The organism is Methylobacterium sp. Leaf117, assembly GCF_001422985.1.
GTDB lineage: Bacteria > Pseudomonadota > Alphaproteobacteria > Rhizobiales > Beijerinckiaceae > Methylobacterium.
In genome coordinates, this window is record NZ_LMNL01000012.1 from 447013 (window position 1) to 463279 (window position 16267).

A 16267-nucleotide genomic window follows, 5' to 3' on the forward strand; every position below is an offset into this window, starting at 1 on the left:
GGATGGGATGCCGGGCTCTGGAGAGCCCGGCATCCGCGCCATCAATCGAGCGTCAGGACGATCTTGCCGATCTGCTCGTTGGATTCGAGGAATCGGGTCGCTTCCACGATCTGGTCGAACGGGAAGGTCCGCGACACCAGCGGATTGAGCTTACCGCTTTCCAGTCCTTCGATGATGAAGGCCTTCGCACGGGCAAGCGCCTCGTCGTCGCTGACGATCTCGGTGTAGAGGTATCCCTTCAGGGTCAGGCTCTTGCCCAGAACGGCGAATTGCGGGAATGGCCCCTCGTCCGGGCTGAGGGCGCCATATTCCAGGAGGATGCCGCCCACGGCCATGACGTCGGCAAACTGCGCGATGGCAGGACCACCGATCGGATCGAACACCACGCGGGCCCCCTTGCCGCCGGTGATGTCCTTCACGCGCGCCGCCAGGTTGCCCTCGTCCGTGGCGATCACATGATGCGCGCCGGCATCGAGCAGCGCCTGCGTCTTGGCGTTCGTGCGGGTGGTCGCGATCACCGTTGCGCCGACGCTGCGGGCGATCTGGAACGCAGCGATGCCGACGCTGCTCGACGCCGCCGATACGATGACGACATCGCCGGCGGTGAGTTTCGCCTGATCGATGAGTGCGCCCCAGGCGGTGATGTACTGCATCCAGGATGCAGCCGCCTTCTCGAACGAAAGGGCGGCCGGATGCTTCACGACGTAGCGGGCGGGAATGTTGATGACCTCACCATAGGTGGGCCAACGCGACATATCGAGCGTCGGGATGACGCTGACGGCGTCGCCTTCGGCGAACCCGGACACGTCGCGGCCCATGGCCTTGACCGTACCGGCTGCTTCGTAGCCGAGTTGCGAGGGGAAGTTCGCTTCCTGCAGGTAAGCGCCTTTGCGGAACATCACCTCCGCACGGTTGAGGCCGATGGCTCGAACCGCAACCTGCACCTCATCGGCGGCAGGCCCGGGAACCTCAATGTCCTCGATGCGCAGCACATCTGCGGAGCCGTATTCGTGAAAGCGTACAACGCGGGTCATAGGACGTTTCCTTTCGTGAATGCCCAGGTCAGGGGTCAGAGGCAGATTGCACGTGCGACGCGAACGCCGAACGCGGCATCCGGGTTGGTCTTGCCGTCGCCGACGCGCTCCTGAACCACCGCCACCACGAGGTCGCGCCGCTTGGGCAGGCGAGCCGCCTCAGCCGCTGCGAGCGCGCCCGGCATCTCTTCCCGCGTCAGGTCGGTGCAGTAGCCCGGCGCCCCAGGTTGCTGGCGCCAGGACTCTGCCAGAGACCCCGCATCGAAGGCGTCGAAGCCGGTCTCCTCCACGAGACGCATGCCCACGCGACGATCTTCCTCGCGGTCCGCCGCGACGGGGATGGCGATGCGTCCTGGGGTCCCGGATGGGGCGCCCTTCTCGGCCAACGAGCCTGAACCGATGGCGTTCCAGGCCTTGACGATGGGCCGGCCCAGTTGCTCGGAGACCCAGAGGCTCTCGACCTGGCCGGCCTCGATGGCGTCGATGGTCCCATCGCGCATCGGGTAGTAGTTCGAGGTGTCAATGATGACGGTCTTCTCGGGTATCGCCTGGATCAGAGGGGCGATCTTCTGAATGCCGGTCGGCGGGGTCGAGAGAATGACCACGTCGACATGCGCGACCGCATCCTGTGCCGTGACGGCGCGGGCGCCCGACGACAACACGTCGGCCCCGATGGTTTCAGGACCGCGTGAGTTGGCGACCTTCACATCGTGACCGGCCGCGCCGAGCTTCGTGGCCAGCGACTTCCCGATATGCCCGGTGCCGATGATGCCGATCTTCATGCTGTGTTCCCTGAACGCATCCGTTGCGATGCAGCGGGAACTATGGGTAGGTAGAGGTAACAGCAAGTACCTACCAAAAGGTGGGTATCCCACCTGGAGGTTAGTATGAGTGTGGGACGCGATTGGTTCTGCGAGGACCCGAAGCAGCAGCTCGTGTGGGCGGCGGCGACCAGCGAGACCCTGCGGGTGCTGGAGGGCAAGTGGAAGATCGTCATCATCGTCCAGCTCTTCGCCGCGAAGGTTCCGCTACGGTTCTCGGAGCTGGAGAAGCGGATCGAAGGCGTGAACCAGAAGATGCTGATCCAACAGCTCAAGGAGTTGGAGAAGGACGGCATCGTGACCCGGACGGTCTACCCCCAGGTGCCGCCGAAGGTTGAGTATGCACTCAGCGAGATGGGCGTTGCGCTCGGGCCATCCATCGAGGCACTGATCGATTGGGCCCTCGCACGCCGGAAAGCGATGAGCGTCGCGGCCGCTGACATCGCCGGCTGATGCCATCGGCGCATGGATCAGCGTCCGCTTCGCGGTCGGGTGAACCCCGATATCCGCTGGACGACCGAACCGGGTCTCAGGCGGTCGGATGCTCTGCCACGGCTCGCTTCAGGCGCGCACCGAGGGGAGGGAGCGCAGCCGGCCAAGCCGTCAAGGCCCGCATGACGCCCATCGGGCTGGCAGGCGTCTGCCAGCCAAGCCTGCGGGCGCACGGTGTCATGCCGATAGCGCCCGCCATCGAGGACGATCCACGCGTCGAAGAGCCTTCGGCCGTCCGATGTCTTGAAGCGCAGGCCTTTCCGTCACGAAAGATCTTTCTCTGACCGACCGGGGTCAAATTCGTGGACATCGACGGGGGTCAAAGGATCAGGCTTACGGCGTGCAACGATCGGACGTGCCCCGTCAAAGCACCAAGCTCGCCACGTCAAAGCACCAAGCTCGCATTGAACGTTTCGTCGCTGAACGGCAGGCGGAAGCGAATCGCGATGACGGTGTCCTCGACGCGGACCACGGTGGCGAAGCGCTTGCCGGCCGTCACGGCGGCGCCGACGATGGCGGCGGGGGTGGCGCGGAAGAGTTGGATCTTGGCGCCGGTCCTGGACAGGTCCAGAATTTCGCCGTGCAGCATTTCACCGGTTGTGATCGCGTCGTCGGCGAAGCGCACCTGCACCTCGCGGTGTTCCGGCACCAGGCGCAGGGCCTCGCGCTGCTCGGTGGTCCATCCGGCCCGGGTGGTCTTCCAGGCCAGCCGTGCGGTGATGCGCTTGCGGCGCTCCTCGTTGAGCGTCGGGTGCAGGGTCAGGCCGTCCGGGTTCCGCGCGGTGATCCGGCCGGGGACGGCGCCGATGCCGTCGAGATAGCACACCGCCTCGGCGAGCAGCTGGCCCGGGGCCTGGGTGAACACGGTCAGGGTTTGCAGATCGTTGGCCTGCGGATCATTGGCGTGTCGATCGTTGGCGTGTCGATCGTTTGGCTGCGGATCGTCGGCTTTCAACTCGGTGAACTGCGCCGTGCAGGCGAATTCGGGGCCGTCGGCGACCATGATGCGGCCGGACAGGATCGTGGGTGCGTCCATGGATCGGATGTCGCCAGAGGGGAGAATCGGGGCTCGGCCGCACCGGCCGGGATTTCTGGGGGAAATGAGACGCGTGCGAAAACCGAAAATCTAGCCGAAATCTTGCCGGCGGTCCTATTTTCGAACCGGGTTTCCTGTTCTTGGGCCGGCGCTCATCAGGCGGGTCGTCCGACCGGTCACGATTCTGGTCCCGGTCAGGGGTGTAGCCCCGGTCACGCTGCGGCCCGGGCGCGGTCGGCCCGGAGGAAGTCCCGGGCGGCCTCGGGGGTGAGGGGCTGGCTGAACAGGAAGCCCTGCACTTCGCTGCAACCCTCGCCGCGGACGCGTTCGAGCTGCTCCGACGTCTCCACCCCCTCTGCCACGATGGCCATGCCGAGGCGGTCGCCGAGGCCGACCACCGCGCGCACGATGGCGGCGGCGTCCGGCTCGGCGATGTCGCGGATGAAGGTGCGGTCGATCTTGATCTCGTCGAACGGGAAGTGGCGCAGGTAGCTCAGCGACGCGTATCCGGTGCCGAAATCATCGAGGGCGATCTTCACGCCCTGCGCCCGCAGGCGATGCAGCGTCGCCACCGCGGCCTCCGGGTCCTTCATCAGGGCGCTTTCGGTGACTTCGAGCCTGAGCCGGCTGGCCGACAGCCCGGCCGCGTCCAGCGCCTGCCGCACCGCCTGTTCGAGGCCGTCGCGCACCTGCACCGGCGACACGTTGACGGCGACCCGGATCGCCTCGGGCCAGGCCATCGCCTCGCGGCAGGCCTCGATCAGGGCCCAGCTGCCGAGCGCCACGATCAGGCCGGTCTCCTCGGCCACCGGAATGAACTCGGCGGGCGCGATCACCCCGTGCTCGGGATGGCGCCAGCGCATCAGCGCCTCGCAGCCCGTGACCGTGTCGGTGGCGACGTCGACGACGGGCTGGTAGGCCAGGAAGAAGTCGCCGCGCCGGATCGCCTCCTTCATCTCGAAGGCCAGGCCCTGGCGCCGCGAATGGCGCGCGGCCAGGGCCGGGGCGAAGCGCCGATAGGTATCGCGCCCGAGGGTCTTGGCCTCGTAGAGCGCGATGTCGGCCCGGCGCAGCAGGGCATCGGCGCTGATGCGCTCGCGCCAGGCCAGGGCCGACCCGATGCCGACGCCGACCGCGACGCTCATGCCGTCGATCTCGATCGGCTCGCCGAGGGCCGCGATGATGCGGGCCGCCACCGCGTCGGCTTCCGCGAAACCGGCGGCCTCCTCTCCAAAACCGGCGGGAGTCTGTTCCAAACCGGCGGGACTCTGTTCCAGACCGGCGGCAGCCTGTTCCAAACCGGTGGGACTCTGTTCCAGACCGGCGGGAGCCTGCAGCACCACCGCGAACTCGTCGCCGCCGAGGCGCGCCACGGTGTTGGACGCGCCCGCCGCCCGGCGCAGCCGCTCGGCCACCACGCAGAGCAGGCGGTCGCCGCCCTCGTGGCCGAGGGTGTCGTTGACCACCTTGAAGCCGTCGAGATCGCAGGCCAGCACCACCGCCGGATGCGGGCCGTGCTCGGCCTGCGCCACCGCCTGTTCGAGGCGCTGGCGGAACAGGCGGCGGTTCGGCAGCCCGGTGAGATCGTCGTGCAGGGCCATGTGGGCGACCCGCGCCTCGGCCTCGCGCCGATGGGTGATGTCGATCTGGGTGCCGACCGCCCGCAGGGCGAGTCCCTGCGGATCGTGATCGACCACCCGCCCGCGGGTGAGCACCCAGACCGCGCTGCCGTCGCTGCACACCACGCGGTGCTCGCACTCGAAGGCGAGGGTGGCGCCCCGGATGTGCTCGATCATCACCGCGCTCAGGCGGTCGCGGTCGTCCGGATGGATGATGTGCTCCATCGGCTGACGCGTCTCGACGGTGTCGCCGGCATAGCCGAGCCGGGCGAGCCAGGCCCGCGACACCCAGATCCGCCCGGTGACGAAATCCCAGTCCCAGATCCCCTCGACGCCGCTGTCGAGGGCGAGGGCGAGCCCGTCCTGGCCCGGCCGCATCGGACCTTCCCCGACGCGCGGGGCCGCCTCCGCCTCGCGCCCGAGCAGCCACGCCGACAGCCGCGGCGCCAGGGACCAGGCCGTGCTCATGGGCGGCGCCCTCCCGCGGTCGCTGTCGTCGTCGCGCACGCCTGCAAAACTCAGGACCCTGCCGGTCATGCCGATGTCCTCGTCGGGTTTCTGGCCGAATTCATCGTTGACGTCGGCGCGCGCTCGGGCGGTCGTCCCGCCCCGCGCAGCGCATGGGGATTGCTGCCAAACGTGCCGCCATCCTGATCCCTCCCGGCAGGAGGACACCTGCAACCCCAGGGGTTTATCCCGGCCATGAATTAAGGGTTCATGAAGCCGGCGAGCTTTTGCGGTCTTTCATTTTGTATTCGAGTGGTCCCAACTTTTTTTGTATAACATATGTCGGACAATTTCCGGAGCCGGGGATGGACATACTTTGATCTATGACAAAAGGGTTTCTGAAATCCGTCCCGCCGTCGGGGCTTACTGTAGCTCACACAGGAACGTATCGTCACCTTTGATACAATTCCTGTTCAGCGGGCGAGGACCCGTGTCCGAAGACACGCGACCGATATCGACATCTGAGTTTCCGGGAGCACGACTTCCGACGGACTTGATCTCGGACGAGGCCGCACGACCGGAAGCTGTCCATCCCCACCGTGCGCAGGCGCCGAAGCTCCGTGACCGGGACGGGCGTCTCCACAACGCAGCCCGATGCAGCCGAATGCGCTTTCCCCCGTGGCGCGGGATGGTCTAAACCGGGACCCAGAGTAGAACATTTCCAAGGCGGTCGGCGGCAGGCAATGCCGGGCGCGCGGGGCCAGGATTCATCCAGGACACATCATGCGCATCGGACTGTTCGTGCCGTGCTACGTCGACGCCTTCGAGCCGGAGGTGGGCATCGCCACCCTGGAGTTGCTCGAGCGCTTCGGCCTCGACGTCCAGTATCCCTTCGACCAGACCTGCTGCGGCCAGCCGATGACCAACACCGGCTGCCACGCCGAGGCGGCCGCCACCGAGGCCCTGTTCGTCAAGAATTTCTCCGGGTTCGACTACGTGGTGGCCCCCTCCGGCTCCTGTGTGCATCAGGTGCGCGAGCATCTGACGGCGATTCCGCAGACCGACGCGGTCAAGGCGGTGCGGGCCAAGACCTTCGAGCTGGTCGAGTTCCTGCACGACATCCTCAAGGTCGAGGAATTTCCCTGGGCCGAGTTCCCCCACAAGGTCGGCTACCACGGCAATTGCAACGCGCTCCGGGGTATCCACCACGCCCGCCCGTCCGAGCTGAACGCGCCGTTCTTTTCCAAGCCCCTCGACCTCCTCAAGAAGGTCAAGGGCATCGAGATCGTGGCCCCGGCCCGGCCCGATGAATGCTGCGGCTTCGGCGGCACCTTCTCGGTGTTCGAGCCCGCCGTCTCGGCCAAGATGGGCTACGACAAGGTGGCGGACCACGCCCAGGCCGGGGCCGAATACGTGGTCTCGGCCGATTCCTCCTGCATGATGCACCAGAAGGGCTGCGCCGAACGCCTCGGCGTGCCGCTCAAGTACATCCACATCGCCCGCATCCTCAATGGAGCGACCGCATGAGCGCGTCAGACGAACTCCGTCCCCGTGACGATGCGCGCCGCGACGGCGTGATCCATCCCGAGGTGCTGGCCGGCAGCGACGAGAGCGAGCGGGGCCAGGACGGCCAGCGCCTCCAGCACGCCGAGGGCGCCTCGCGGCCGATCTCGGCCAAGGCCATCTCCCCGAAGGCCCCCCGCGAGCCCCAGCCCCGCGGCGCCAAGATCCGGGGCGACCGGCCGATCGACCAGGCCGAGGCGGCCGAGCGCTTCCTCGCCGCACCGCTGCACCAGAAGGCGCACGACGCCCGGCTCTGGGATTTGCGCACCAAGCGCGACACCGCCGCCTTCGGCATCCCCGAATGGGAGGAGCTGCGCGAGCTGGCCTCGCAGATCAAGACGCACACCCTGGCGAACCTCGACCGCTACCTCGAGCAGTTCGAGGCCCAGGCCAAGGCCAACGGCGTTCACGTGCACTGGGCCGCCGACGGGGCCGAGCACAACCGCATCGTCCACGGAATCCTCAAGGATCACGGCGCGAAATCGCTGATCAAGTCGAAGTCGATGCTCACCGAGGAATGCGGCTTCCGGCACTACATGGCCGGCACCGGCATCGAGGTGATCGAGACCGACCTCGGCGAGCGCATCCAGCAGCTCGACAACGAGGAGCCGAGTCACGTGGTGGTGCCGGCCGTGCACAAGACCCGCTTCGACGTGGCCGAGGTCTTCTCCCGCACCATGGGGACCGACCCCGAGAACGACGACGCCCACTACCTCGCCGAGAGCCAGCGCATGCACACGCGCCCGCTCATCCTGGAGGCGGATGCGGGGCTGACCGGCTGCAACTTCGCCATCGCGGAGACCGGCACGGTGGTGACCTGCACCAACGAGGGCAATGCCGATCTCTCGGGCAACGTCCCGAAGCTTCAGATCCACTCCATCGGCATCGAGAAGCTGATCCCGCGCATCGAGCATCTCGGGGTGTTCCTGCGCCTGCTCTCGCGCTCGGCTCTGGGCTCGCCGATCACCCAGTACACCTCGCATTTCCGCGCGCCCCGCAAGGGCACCGAGATGCACATGGTGCTGGTCGATAACGGCCGCTCCGAGCGCCTCGGCATGGAGGAGTTCTGGACCTCGCTGAAATGCATCCGCTGCGGCGCCTGCATGAACACCTGCCCGGTCTACCGGCGCTCGGGCGGCCTTTCCTACGGCGCCACCTATTCGGGGCCGATCGGGCTGATCATCGACCCGACCTTCAACAAGCGGAAATACTCGACCCTGCCGTTCTCCTCGACGATGAACGGCAGCTGCACCAATGTCTGCCCGGTGAAGATCAACATCCACGAGCAGATCTTCGCCTGGCGGAAGGTCCTGGCGGAAGAACATCAGATCCCGCTCCTGAAGCAGGGCATGATGAAGGCGGCGGGCCAGGTGCTGAGCCGCCCCGCCACCTACCGGGCCGCCATCGGCGCCGCCGATTCCGCCCTCAAGGTGCTGCCGCGCTTCGCCGTCTACAACCCGCTCAACACCTGGGGGAAGGGCCGCGAGATGCCCGAGGCCCCGCGCCAGACCTTCCATGCCTGGTACAAGCAGAACCGCATGGGCAAGGCCGATCTCAAGAGCGCCGGCAACAAGAGCGCGGGCAGCAGGAGTTCGGGCAGCAAAATTTCGGACGGTGTGAAATGAGCGTCCGCGAAGCCACCCTCGCGCGCATCCGCCAGAACCGGCCGGCGGGCGACTATCCGCTGCCGGACGTGCCGCTGTTCGCGCCGCTCGTCGGCGACGACCACGTGGCCGAGTTCGGCGAGCGCCTGAAGCGCATGGGCGGCCGGCTGGCCGAGGTGGTCCCGGGCGCCGATCCCTTCGCCAGCGTGCGCGAGCGCCTCGACGGCGCGGCGGTCATCGCCTCGGCCGTACCGGAGATCGCGGGCAACCGCGACCTGCGCGCCGTGGCCCGGCCGCAGGACCTCGCCGACGTCGACGTCGCCATCGTGCGGGCGGTGTTCGGGGTCGCCGAGACCGGCTCGGTGCTGTTCACGCAAGCCGAGCTGCAGGTGAATGCGGTCGCCTACCTCGCCCAGCACCTGATCGTGCTCCTCGACCCCGCCGACATCCTGGTGAACATCCAGGCGGCCTACCGCCGCCCGGATTTCGCCCGCGCCGATTACGCCGTGCTCCACACCGGCCCCTCGGCCACCGCCGACATCGAGGGCGTGCTGATCCACGGCGCGCAGGGCGTGCGCTCGCTCACGGTGATCCTGGTGCCGCGCCGGGACTGAAGCCTCGCCGCTTTGCGTGCGGCGAGGCTCGATTTGTCGCGTCAGGCCATCGCCATCGCCGTCTGCAATGGGGACGGAACGAGCTTACGCATCCGCTTGGCCAGATTGGTTGGCGCGTTGCAGATCGTAACCAGACGCCAGACAATCGACCATCCGTCCTCGACCATCGCCTTGGTGAAGGAGAAATTCGCCTGCGTCGGCTGCCGGACGCCGTTCTGGTCGCTGAGATAGTACTGCCAAACCGAGTAGGGATTCGGCGTCGGCTCAGTGAAGCTCTGGGCGAGGCGATAGAACCCCGCCGGATAGGGAATTCCGGTCCGGCCCGTGAATGGGGCAGGGTGGTATCGGGCGATCGAATTGACGATCTCGTTCTGATCGAACGTGATCTGGGTATAAAAAAAATTCGGATCGGCTTGATACAGGTACTGCATGATGTTGGCGACAGTGTTTTCCTTCGTGTTCGCAAGATCGACTTCGGTGCGGTAGAAAACACCGACGACACTGAATGAAACGCTCATGGACGATTCCTCGCGGCAGCAGTGATCGGCGTCAGGCCACTGCCGGTGCAGCACGACGTTTCCTCATTCGTGTCAGCCAGGAAGGGAGATTCCCGCGAATGCATTTGAGGACACCTTAAGTTGTCTTGATTCGCGCTATTTCGCAACTTGAGATTTACAGTTTTTAAAAAATGTCCAAGAAACGATCGAGATATCGGCACTCGCTCCCGGTCCGATCTCAGAATCCAACCCGCTCGGGCGCTCCCGCAGGCCCGAACCTTGCTATGCTGAGAGATAGGAAACGTCGCCGAAGGAGCGGATGGTGCGCTATCAACTGGGCTGCAATTTATCCTACAACATCCTCTCGGACACGACCTTCATCTTCAATCTTGAAGTGGCGCGCCTGCGCAGCGTCGAGATTCTCAGTGAAAGCTTGACGCTGAGCCCCGACCTCAAGCGCGACATCTACATCACGCCCGACCTTCAGAACCGCTATCTCGGCGTCAACGTCCCGGTCGGGCAGTTCGCGTTGGAATACAACGCCGAGGTCGATCTGACCGTGCACCGGGCCGACCCGGCGACGGTGAACGAGACCCCGATCGCGCAACTGCCCCTCGACATCCTGCCGTTCCTGCTGCCGAGCCGCTTCGTCTCGTCCGACCGGCTGACGCCGTTCGCGCTGGCCGAGTTCGGCGCGCTGCCGAAGGGCCACCAGCGCGTCAACGCGATCTGCAACTGGATTCACGACCACCTGACCTATCAGCCGGGTTCCAGCGACGGCGAGACCACGGCGCATGAGAGCCTGCTGAAGCGGGCCGGCGTCTGCCGCGACTTCGCGCATATCGGCGCCGCCTTCTGCCGGGCGCTCGGCATCCCGGCCCGCTTCGTCAGCTGCTACGCCCACGGCCTCGTGCCCAGCGATTTCCACGCGGTGTTCGAGGCCTATCTCGACGGGCGCTGGTGGCTGTTCGACGCCACACGGCAGGCCGACCTCGACGGGCTGGTGCGCATCGGCGTCGGCCGCGATGCCGCCGAGATCGCGTTCTCGACCCCCTGGGGCAACATGCAGCCGGTCAACCAGCAGATCCGGATCAGCCGCTCGGACGGGCAGGGCAGCCCGCCCCAGCGCACCGTCGACGCGATCTCCACGGAGGAGCCGGCCCCGCACGCGGGCGCGGCCTGAGGCGTCACAGGATGCGGTGATCCCCGGTTCCCCTGCCGGCGGGCGTACCGTACCCCTCGTGGCGAGCGGCGCGGCGCGGCCCATTCGCGGCTGCGTTCGAGGATGCGAATGTCTGTCCTTCAGGAGAGGGTCGAGCCATGGCCTATCGTCACATCGTCGGTCCACGCACCCACGTCTTCGCCGATCTCGCGACCCTGATGGCCAAGGCGACGCCGGTGCGCTCCGGCGACCGGCTCGCCGGCGTGGCGGCGGAATCGGCCGAGGAGGAGATGGCGGCGCGCTGGTGCCTCGCCGACGTGCCCCTGCGCGAGATCCTGGCCCGGCCGCTGATTCCCTACGAGGACGACGACGTCACCCGGCTGATCCTCGACACCCACGACGTGCCGGCCTTCGCGGACATCGCCCATCTCACGGTCGGCGACTTTCGCGAATTCCTGCTCACGGCCACGTCCGAGACCCTGGCGCGGATCGCGCCGGGCATCACCCCGGAAATCGCGGCGGCGGTCAGCAAGATCATGCGCAATCAGGACCTGATCCTGGTGGCGCGCAAGTGCCGGGTGGTCACGCGCTTTCGCAACACCATCGGGCTGCCGGGGCGCCTCGCGGTGCGGCTGCAGCCGAACCACCCCACCGACGATGCCGCCGGCATCACCGCCTCGATCCTCGACGGCCTGTCCTACGGCTGCGGCGACGCGGTGATCGGCCTGAACCCGGCCTCCGATTCGGTCTCGACCCTGAGCGGACTGCTCCGCCTCTTCGACGACCTGATCCGGCGCCTGGAGATCCCGACGCAGGGCTGCATCCTCACCCACGTCACCACCACGATCGAGGCGATGAACCGGGGCCTGCCGGTCGATCTGGTGTTCCAGTCGATCGCCGGCACGCAAGGGGCCAATGCCAGCTTCGGCGTGACCCTGCCGATCCTCCGGGAGGCGCACGAGGCGGCGCTGGCCCTCAAGCGCGGCACAATCGGCGACAACTGCATGTATTTCGAGACCGGGCAGGGCTCGGCCCTCTCGGCCGGCCAGCACCACGGCATCGATCAGCAGACCTTGGAGGCGCGGGCCTACGCGGTGGCGCGCCCGTTCCGGCCGCTGCTCGTCAACACCGTGGTGGGCTTCATCGGGCCGGAATACCTCTACGACGGCAAGGAGATCATCCGGGCCGGGCTGGAGGACCATTTCTGCGGCAAGCTCATGGGCGTGCCGCTGGGAGTGGACGTCTGCTACACCAACCACGCCGAGGCCGACCAGAACGACATGGACACCCTGCTGACCCTGCTGGGGACGGCGGGCTGCAACTTCGTCATGGGCATTCCGGGGGCCGACGACGTGATGCTGAACTACCAGTCGACCTCGTTCCACGACTCGCTCTACCTGCGCGAGGTGCTGGGCCTGAAGCGCGCCCCGGAATTCGAGGCCTGGCTCGCGCAGATCGGGCTCACCGACGCGGACGGCACCCTGCTGCAGGAGGGGCCGAGCGCCCGCCTCATCGCCGCCGCCCCCGGCCTGGGCGATCGGGGGATGGCCGCATGAGCGACGATCACACCGCGACGGACACCGATCCCTGGGCCCGCCTCGCGCGGCTCACCCCCGCCCGCATCGGCCTCGGACGGGTCGGGTCCGGCCTGCCCACCCGCGAGGTGCTGCGCTTCGGCCTCGCCCACGCCCAGGCCCGCGACGCCGTGCACACGCCCCTCGACGGGGAGACGGTCAGGGCCGGCATCGCGGCGCTCGGCTTCGACACCCTGGCGCTGGCCTCCGCCGCGCCGGACCGGGCGACCTACCTGCGCCGCCCCGACCTCGGCCGTGCCCTCGGGGACGAGGCGCAGGCCGCCCTCGCGGCCCGGGGCGACGGGCCGGTCGACCTCGCCCTGGTGGTCGCGGACGGGCTCTCGGCGCGGGCGGTGCACGAGGGCGCGGCCGGCTTCCTCGCCGCCTTCCAGCCGCACATCGCGCGCGCCGGCTGGCGCCTCGCCCCCGTCGTGGTGGCGACGCAAGCCCGGGTCGCCCTCGGCGACGGCATCGGCGCCGCGCTGAAAGCCCGCGCCGTAGTGGTGATCATCGGCGAACGGCCCGGCCTGTCCTCGCCGGACAGCCTCGGGCTCTACCTCACTTTCGGCCCGCGGGTGGGGCGCTCGGATGCCGAGCGCAACTGCATCTCGAACGTGCGCCCGGCCGGGCTCTCGCACGAACTGGCCGCCTTCAAGCTCGACTGGCTGCTGACCCAGGCCTTCGCCCTGGGGATCTCGGGCGTTTCCCTGAAGGACGGCAGCGGGCCGGCCCTGGAGGCGGCGCCGGACCCGACGAAGCTCGGGCCCGGCCCGACGGGGCAGCCGCCCGCCTGAAGGCCCGGCCAAGCTCCGCCAAGACGCCGGAGCGCGAAAACCGCTGCGGGCGCAGGTTGTTCGGAAGGTTTTCCGCACCAAAGCGTGGCTGTGGCGGGGTCGCAACACCCTGAAAGCATCCCGACTTTGCCTTGGGAGACCCCTTTCGCCGCCGCGATCCCGCCATAAACCGGGACCACCTCAGCAAGCGCGGTAAACGATAGTCCCCCCAACGCTTTACCGCGGAGTTCAGACGCTTTCCGAGAAACGGTCCGGTGGGACCGCGCGCCGTGGGTTTCCCCGGAACGCACCCACCTGTCCGCGGTCGCCCCGAGCTCACCCATGCGGATCAGGCCGGGGCGGCGAGACACCACGATGGACGCGCGTAAAACCGACAAGTCGAAGCTTCCGAGCCGCCATGTCACGGAGGGGCCCGAGCGCGCCCCCCACCGCTCGTACCTCTACGCCATGGGCCTCACCCGCGAGCAGATTCACCAGCCGCTGGTGGGCGTCGCCTCGTGCTGGAACGAGGCCGCGCCCTGCAACATCTCGCTGATGCGCCAGGCGCAGGCGGTCAAGAAGGGCGTCTCGGCCGCCAACGGCACCCCGCGCGAGTTCTGCACCATCACGGTGACGGACGGCATCGCCATGGGCCATGCCGGCATGCGCGCCTCGCTGCCCTCCCGCGAGGTCATCGCCGATTCGGTCGAGCTGACCATGCGGGGCCACGCCTACGACGCCCTCGTGGGGCTGGCCGGCTGCGACAAGTCCCTGCCCGGCATGATGATGTCGATGGTGCGCCTCAACGTGCCGGCGATCTTCATCTATGGCGGCTCGATCCTGCCCGGCTCCTTCCGGGGTCGCCCGGTGACGGTGCAGGACCTGTTCGAGGCCGTCGGCAAGGTCGCGGTCGGCGACATGTCCCTCGACGATCTCGACGAGCTGGAGCAGGTCGCCTGTCCCTCGGCCGGAGCCTGCGGCGCGCAGTTCACCGCCAACACCATGGCGACCGTCTCCGAGGCCATCGGCCTGGCGCTGCCCTATTCGGCCGGCGCCCCGGCGCCCTACGAGATCCGCGACAGATTCTGCATGACCGCGGGCGAGAAGGTGATGGAGCTCATCGCCAAGAACATCCGCCCGCGCGACATCGTCACCCGCAAGAGCCTGGAGAACGCGGCGGCCGCCGTCGCGGCCTCGGGCGGCTCCACCAACGCCGCCCTGCACCTGCCGGCGATCGCCCACGAATGCGGCATCAAGTTCGACCTGTTCGACGTCGCCGAGGTGTTCAAGCGGACGCCCTACATCGCCGACCTGAAGCCGGGCGGGCGCTACGTCGCCAAGGACATGTTCGAGGTCGGCGGCATCCCGCTCCTGCTCAAGACGCTGCTGGATCACGGCTTCCTGCACGGCGACTGCATGACCGTGACCGGCCGCACCATGGCGGAGAACATGGAGAAGGTGCATTGGAACCCGGACCAGGACGTGGTCCGCTCCGCCGCCACGCCCCTCACGCCGACCGGCGGCGTCGTCGGCCTGCGCGGCAACCTCGCCCCCGAGGGTGCCATCGTGAAGGTGGCGGGCATGTCGGAGGACAAGCAGGTCTTCACCGGCCCGGCCCGCGTCTTCGACGGCGAGGAGGCCTGCTTCGAGGCGGTCCAGAAGCGCACCTACCGGGAAGGCGAGGTGCTGGTCATCCGCTACGAGGGTCCGAAGGGCGGCCCCGGCATGCGCGAGATGCTGTCCACCACCGCCGCCCTCTACGGGCAGGGGATGGGCGACAAGGTCGCGCTGATCACCGACGGACGCTTCTCGGGCGCCACCCGCGGCTTCTGCGTCGGCCATGTCGGCCCCGAGGCGGCGATCGGCGGCCCGATCGGCCTGATCCAGGACGGCGACGTCATCACCCTCGACGCCATCAAGGGCACGCTCGACGTGGCCGTGACCGACGAGGAATTCGCCAAGCGCCGGGCCGCCTGGACCCCGCGCACCAACTCGGCCACCTCCGGCTACCTGTGGAAGTACCAGCAGACCGTCGGTCCGGCGGTGAACGGCGCGGTGACCCATCCGGGCGGCGCCGAGGAGACGCACACCTATGCGGACATCTAGGACAGCCCACGGCCGCGCCCTGCGGCCGGTCCGGGCCGCCCGGGATCGGCCGCTGGCGCTGCGCGTCCGTCGGCTCGCGGCGGCGGCGGGGCTCGTGTTCCTCGGCGCCGGTCCGGCGATGGCGCTCGACGCCACCGTGCGGACACCCGTGCCGACCGGCAACTATCGCAGCGCCCGCGAGGCCCTGCGCACGGGCGTGCGTGACTACAATGCCGGCGACAAGGTCGGCGCCGCCCGCGCCCTCGAATATGCCGCCGACCAGGGCCATGCCCTGGCGCTGTGGAAGCTCGGCCGCATGTATGCGGAGGGCGACGGCGTGCCCCACGACGACCTCAAGGCGTTCGAGTTCTTCTCGCGCATCGCCGACGATCCGACCGACGAGGGGCCGGATGCCCAGAACTCGGGCGTGGTCGCGAGCGCCTTCACGGCGCTCGGGGCCTACTTCCTCGACGGGATCAAGGGCACCTACGTGCGCCCGAATCCCGAGCGCGCCTACGACATGTTCAACTATGCCGCCTCGTATTTCGGCGACCCGAACGCGCAGTACAATCTCGGCCGCCTCTACCTCGACGGCACCGGCGTCGACACCGATGCGCGCCAGGCCGCGCGCTGGTTCAACCTCGCCGCCGAGAAGGGTCATGCCCCGGCCCAGGCCCTGCTGGGCCAACTCCTGGTCAACGGCCAGGGCGTACCGGCCCAGCGCGCCCGCGGGCTGATGTGGCTGTCGATGGCCCGCGACGCCGCACAGGGGCGCAAGGACGACTGGATCGTCGCCCTCTACGAGAAGGTCTGGGCCTCGGCGAGCGAGGAGGACCGCGCCGCCGCGATGGAGCAGGCCTCCCAGGCCAGCGCGCAGGTCACCGGCTCGGCCCGCCGCCGCCGCTGACCCGCGCGGGATCGGATGGATCCCGCAGCGAATTCGAGC

General features: G+C 68.2%; 14 protein-coding genes. 9 read left to right on the top strand and 5 right to left on the bottom strand.

From position 1 onward, the window contains the following. Positions 1-41: 41 nt before the first annotated feature. Both ASF57_RS09025 and ASF57_RS09030 read right to left on the bottom strand, forming a co-directional pair. On the bottom strand, positions 42-1034 hold the full coding sequence (locus tag ASF57_RS09025; RefSeq protein WP_056482149.1) for a zinc-dependent alcohol dehydrogenase family protein: 993 nt from the start codon (positions 1032-1034) through the stop codon (positions 42-44). 35 nt (positions 1035-1069) lie between these two features. Further along, the gene (locus ASF57_RS09030; RefSeq protein ID WP_056482152.1) at positions 1070-1816 is read right to left on the bottom strand and encodes an NAD(P)-binding domain-containing protein; all 747 of its coding nucleotides are present in this window, start codon (positions 1814-1816) and stop codon (positions 1070-1072) included. A 105-nt stretch (positions 1817-1921) separates the two neighbouring features. On the opposite strand from ASF57_RS09030, the gene ASF57_RS09035 reads away from it, so the two are divergent. Further along, complete coding sequence (locus ASF57_RS09035; protein WP_056482155.1) at positions 1922-2308, top strand: helix-turn-helix domain-containing protein; 387 nt, start codon at positions 1922-1924, stop codon at positions 2306-2308. A 424-nt stretch (positions 2309-2732) separates the two neighbouring features. On the opposite strand, the gene ASF57_RS09040 is transcribed toward ASF57_RS09035, so the two are convergent. After that, a complete protein-coding gene (locus ASF57_RS09040) occupies positions 2733-3383 on the bottom strand; it encodes a hypothetical protein (RefSeq protein WP_056482158.1) in 651 nt (216 codons plus the stop codon). A gap of 212 nt (positions 3384-3595) precedes the next feature. After that, positions 3596-5539 carry an EAL domain-containing protein gene (locus ASF57_RS09045; RefSeq protein WP_056482161.1) on the bottom strand — a complete coding sequence of 648 codons (1944 nt, stop codon included), beginning with the start codon at positions 5537-5539 and terminating at the stop codon, positions 3596-3598. Between the two features lie 693 nt (positions 5540-6232). Here ASF57_RS09045 and ASF57_RS09050 point away from each other — a divergent pair. The 3 genes from ASF57_RS09050 to ASF57_RS09060 are packed head-to-tail and all read left to right on the top strand — an operon-like array spanning position 6233 to position 9230. After that, positions 6233-6976, top strand: a complete 744-nt coding sequence (locus ASF57_RS09050) for a (Fe-S)-binding protein (RefSeq protein WP_056184171.1) — start codon at positions 6233-6235, stop codon at positions 6974-6976. Beyond that, positions 6973-8637, top strand: coding sequence for a lactate utilization protein B (locus ASF57_RS09055; RefSeq protein WP_156376033.1), 1665 nt, complete (start codon positions 6973-6975; stop codon positions 8635-8637). Before ASF57_RS09050 ends, ASF57_RS09055 begins: the two co-directional genes overlap by 4 nt. Then, positions 8634-9230 carry an LUD domain-containing protein gene (locus ASF57_RS09060; RefSeq protein ID WP_056184166.1) on the top strand — a complete coding sequence of 199 codons (597 nt, stop codon included), beginning with the start codon at positions 8634-8636 and terminating at the stop codon, positions 9228-9230. The genes ASF57_RS09055 and ASF57_RS09060 overlap by 4 nt, the downstream gene beginning before the upstream one ends. 41 nt (positions 9231-9271) lie before the next feature. Here the strand turns inward: ASF57_RS09060 and ASF57_RS09065 are convergent, their stop codons facing one another. Further along, positions 9272-9748: a hypothetical protein gene (locus ASF57_RS09065; protein ID WP_056482164.1), complete on the bottom strand. Its 477-nt coding sequence runs from the start codon at positions 9746-9748 to the stop codon at positions 9272-9274. Between the two features lie 301 nt (positions 9749-10049). Here ASF57_RS09065 and ASF57_RS09070 point away from each other — a divergent pair, with 301 nt between their 5' ends. The 5 genes from ASF57_RS09070 (at position 10050) to ASF57_RS09090 (ending at position 16228) form a co-directional block, all read left to right on the top strand. After that, positions 10050-10910, top strand: coding sequence for a transglutaminase family protein (locus ASF57_RS09070; protein ID WP_056184357.1), 861 nt, complete (start codon positions 10050-10052; stop codon positions 10908-10910). Between the two features lie 137 nt (positions 10911-11047). Further along, complete coding sequence (locus ASF57_RS09075) at positions 11048-12445, top strand: ethanolamine ammonia-lyase subunit EutB (protein ID WP_056482167.1); 1398 nt, start codon at positions 11048-11050, stop codon at positions 12443-12445. Continuing rightward, entirely contained in the window at positions 12442-13257 is an 816-nt protein-coding gene (gene eutC / locus ASF57_RS09080) for an ethanolamine ammonia-lyase subunit EutC (protein ID WP_056482170.1), read from the top strand. The genes ASF57_RS09075 and eutC overlap by 4 nt, the downstream gene beginning before the upstream one ends. Before the next feature lie 354 nt (positions 13258-13611). Continuing rightward, entirely contained in the window at positions 13612-15342 is a 1731-nt protein-coding gene (gene ilvD, locus ASF57_RS09085) for a dihydroxy-acid dehydratase (RefSeq protein ID WP_056184157.1), read from the top strand. A gap of 118 nt (positions 15343-15460) precedes the next feature. Next, on the top strand, positions 15461-16228 hold the full coding sequence (locus tag ASF57_RS09090) for a tetratricopeptide repeat protein (protein WP_200935847.1): 768 nt from the start codon (positions 15461-15463) through the stop codon (positions 16226-16228). The last annotated feature ends 39 nt before the right edge of the window (positions 16229-16267 follow it).

Bases quoted from the DNA above. Each gene is read 5' to 3' on its own strand.
- ASF57_RS09090 (WP_200935847.1), top strand. From the start codon at position 15,461: ATGGCGCTCGACGCCACCGTGCGGACACCCGTGCCGACCGGCAACTAT.
- ASF57_RS09065 (WP_056482164.1), bottom strand. From the start codon at position 9,748: ATGAGCGTTTCATTCAGTGTCGTCGGTGTTTTCTACCGCACCGAAGTC.
- ASF57_RS09060 (WP_056184166.1), top strand. From the start codon at position 8,634: ATGAGCGTCCGCGAAGCCACCCTCGCGCGCATCCGCCAGAACCGGCCG.
- ASF57_RS09045 (WP_056482161.1), bottom strand. From the start codon at position 5,539: ATGACCGGCAGGGTCCTGAGTTTTGCAGGCGTGCGCGACGACGACAGC.
- ASF57_RS09075 (WP_056482167.1), top strand. From the start codon at position 11,048: ATGGCCTATCGTCACATCGTCGGTCCACGCACCCACGTCTTCGCCGAT.
- eutC (WP_056482170.1), top strand. From the start codon at position 12,442: ATGAGCGACGATCACACCGCGACGGACACCGATCCCTGGGCCCGCCTC.
- ASF57_RS09025 (WP_056482149.1), bottom strand. From the start codon at position 1,034: ATGACCCGCGTTGTACGCTTTCACGAATACGGCTCCGCAGATGTGCTG.
- ASF57_RS09030 (WP_056482152.1), bottom strand. From the start codon at position 1,816: ATGAAGATCGGCATCATCGGCACCGGGCATATCGGGAAGTCGCTGGCC.
- ASF57_RS09050 (WP_056184171.1), top strand. From the start codon at position 6,233: ATGCGCATCGGACTGTTCGTGCCGTGCTACGTCGACGCCTTCGAGCCG.
- ASF57_RS09040 (WP_056482158.1), bottom strand. From the start codon at position 3,383: ATGGACGCACCCACGATCCTGTCCGGCCGCATCATGGTCGCCGACGGC.
- ilvD (WP_056184157.1), top strand. From the start codon at position 13,612: ATGGACGCGCGTAAAACCGACAAGTCGAAGCTTCCGAGCCGCCATGTC.
- ASF57_RS09035 (WP_056482155.1), top strand. From the start codon at position 1,922: ATGAGTGTGGGACGCGATTGGTTCTGCGAGGACCCGAAGCAGCAGCTC.
- ASF57_RS09055 (WP_156376033.1), top strand. From the start codon at position 6,973: ATGAGCGCGTCAGACGAACTCCGTCCCCGTGACGATGCGCGCCGCGAC.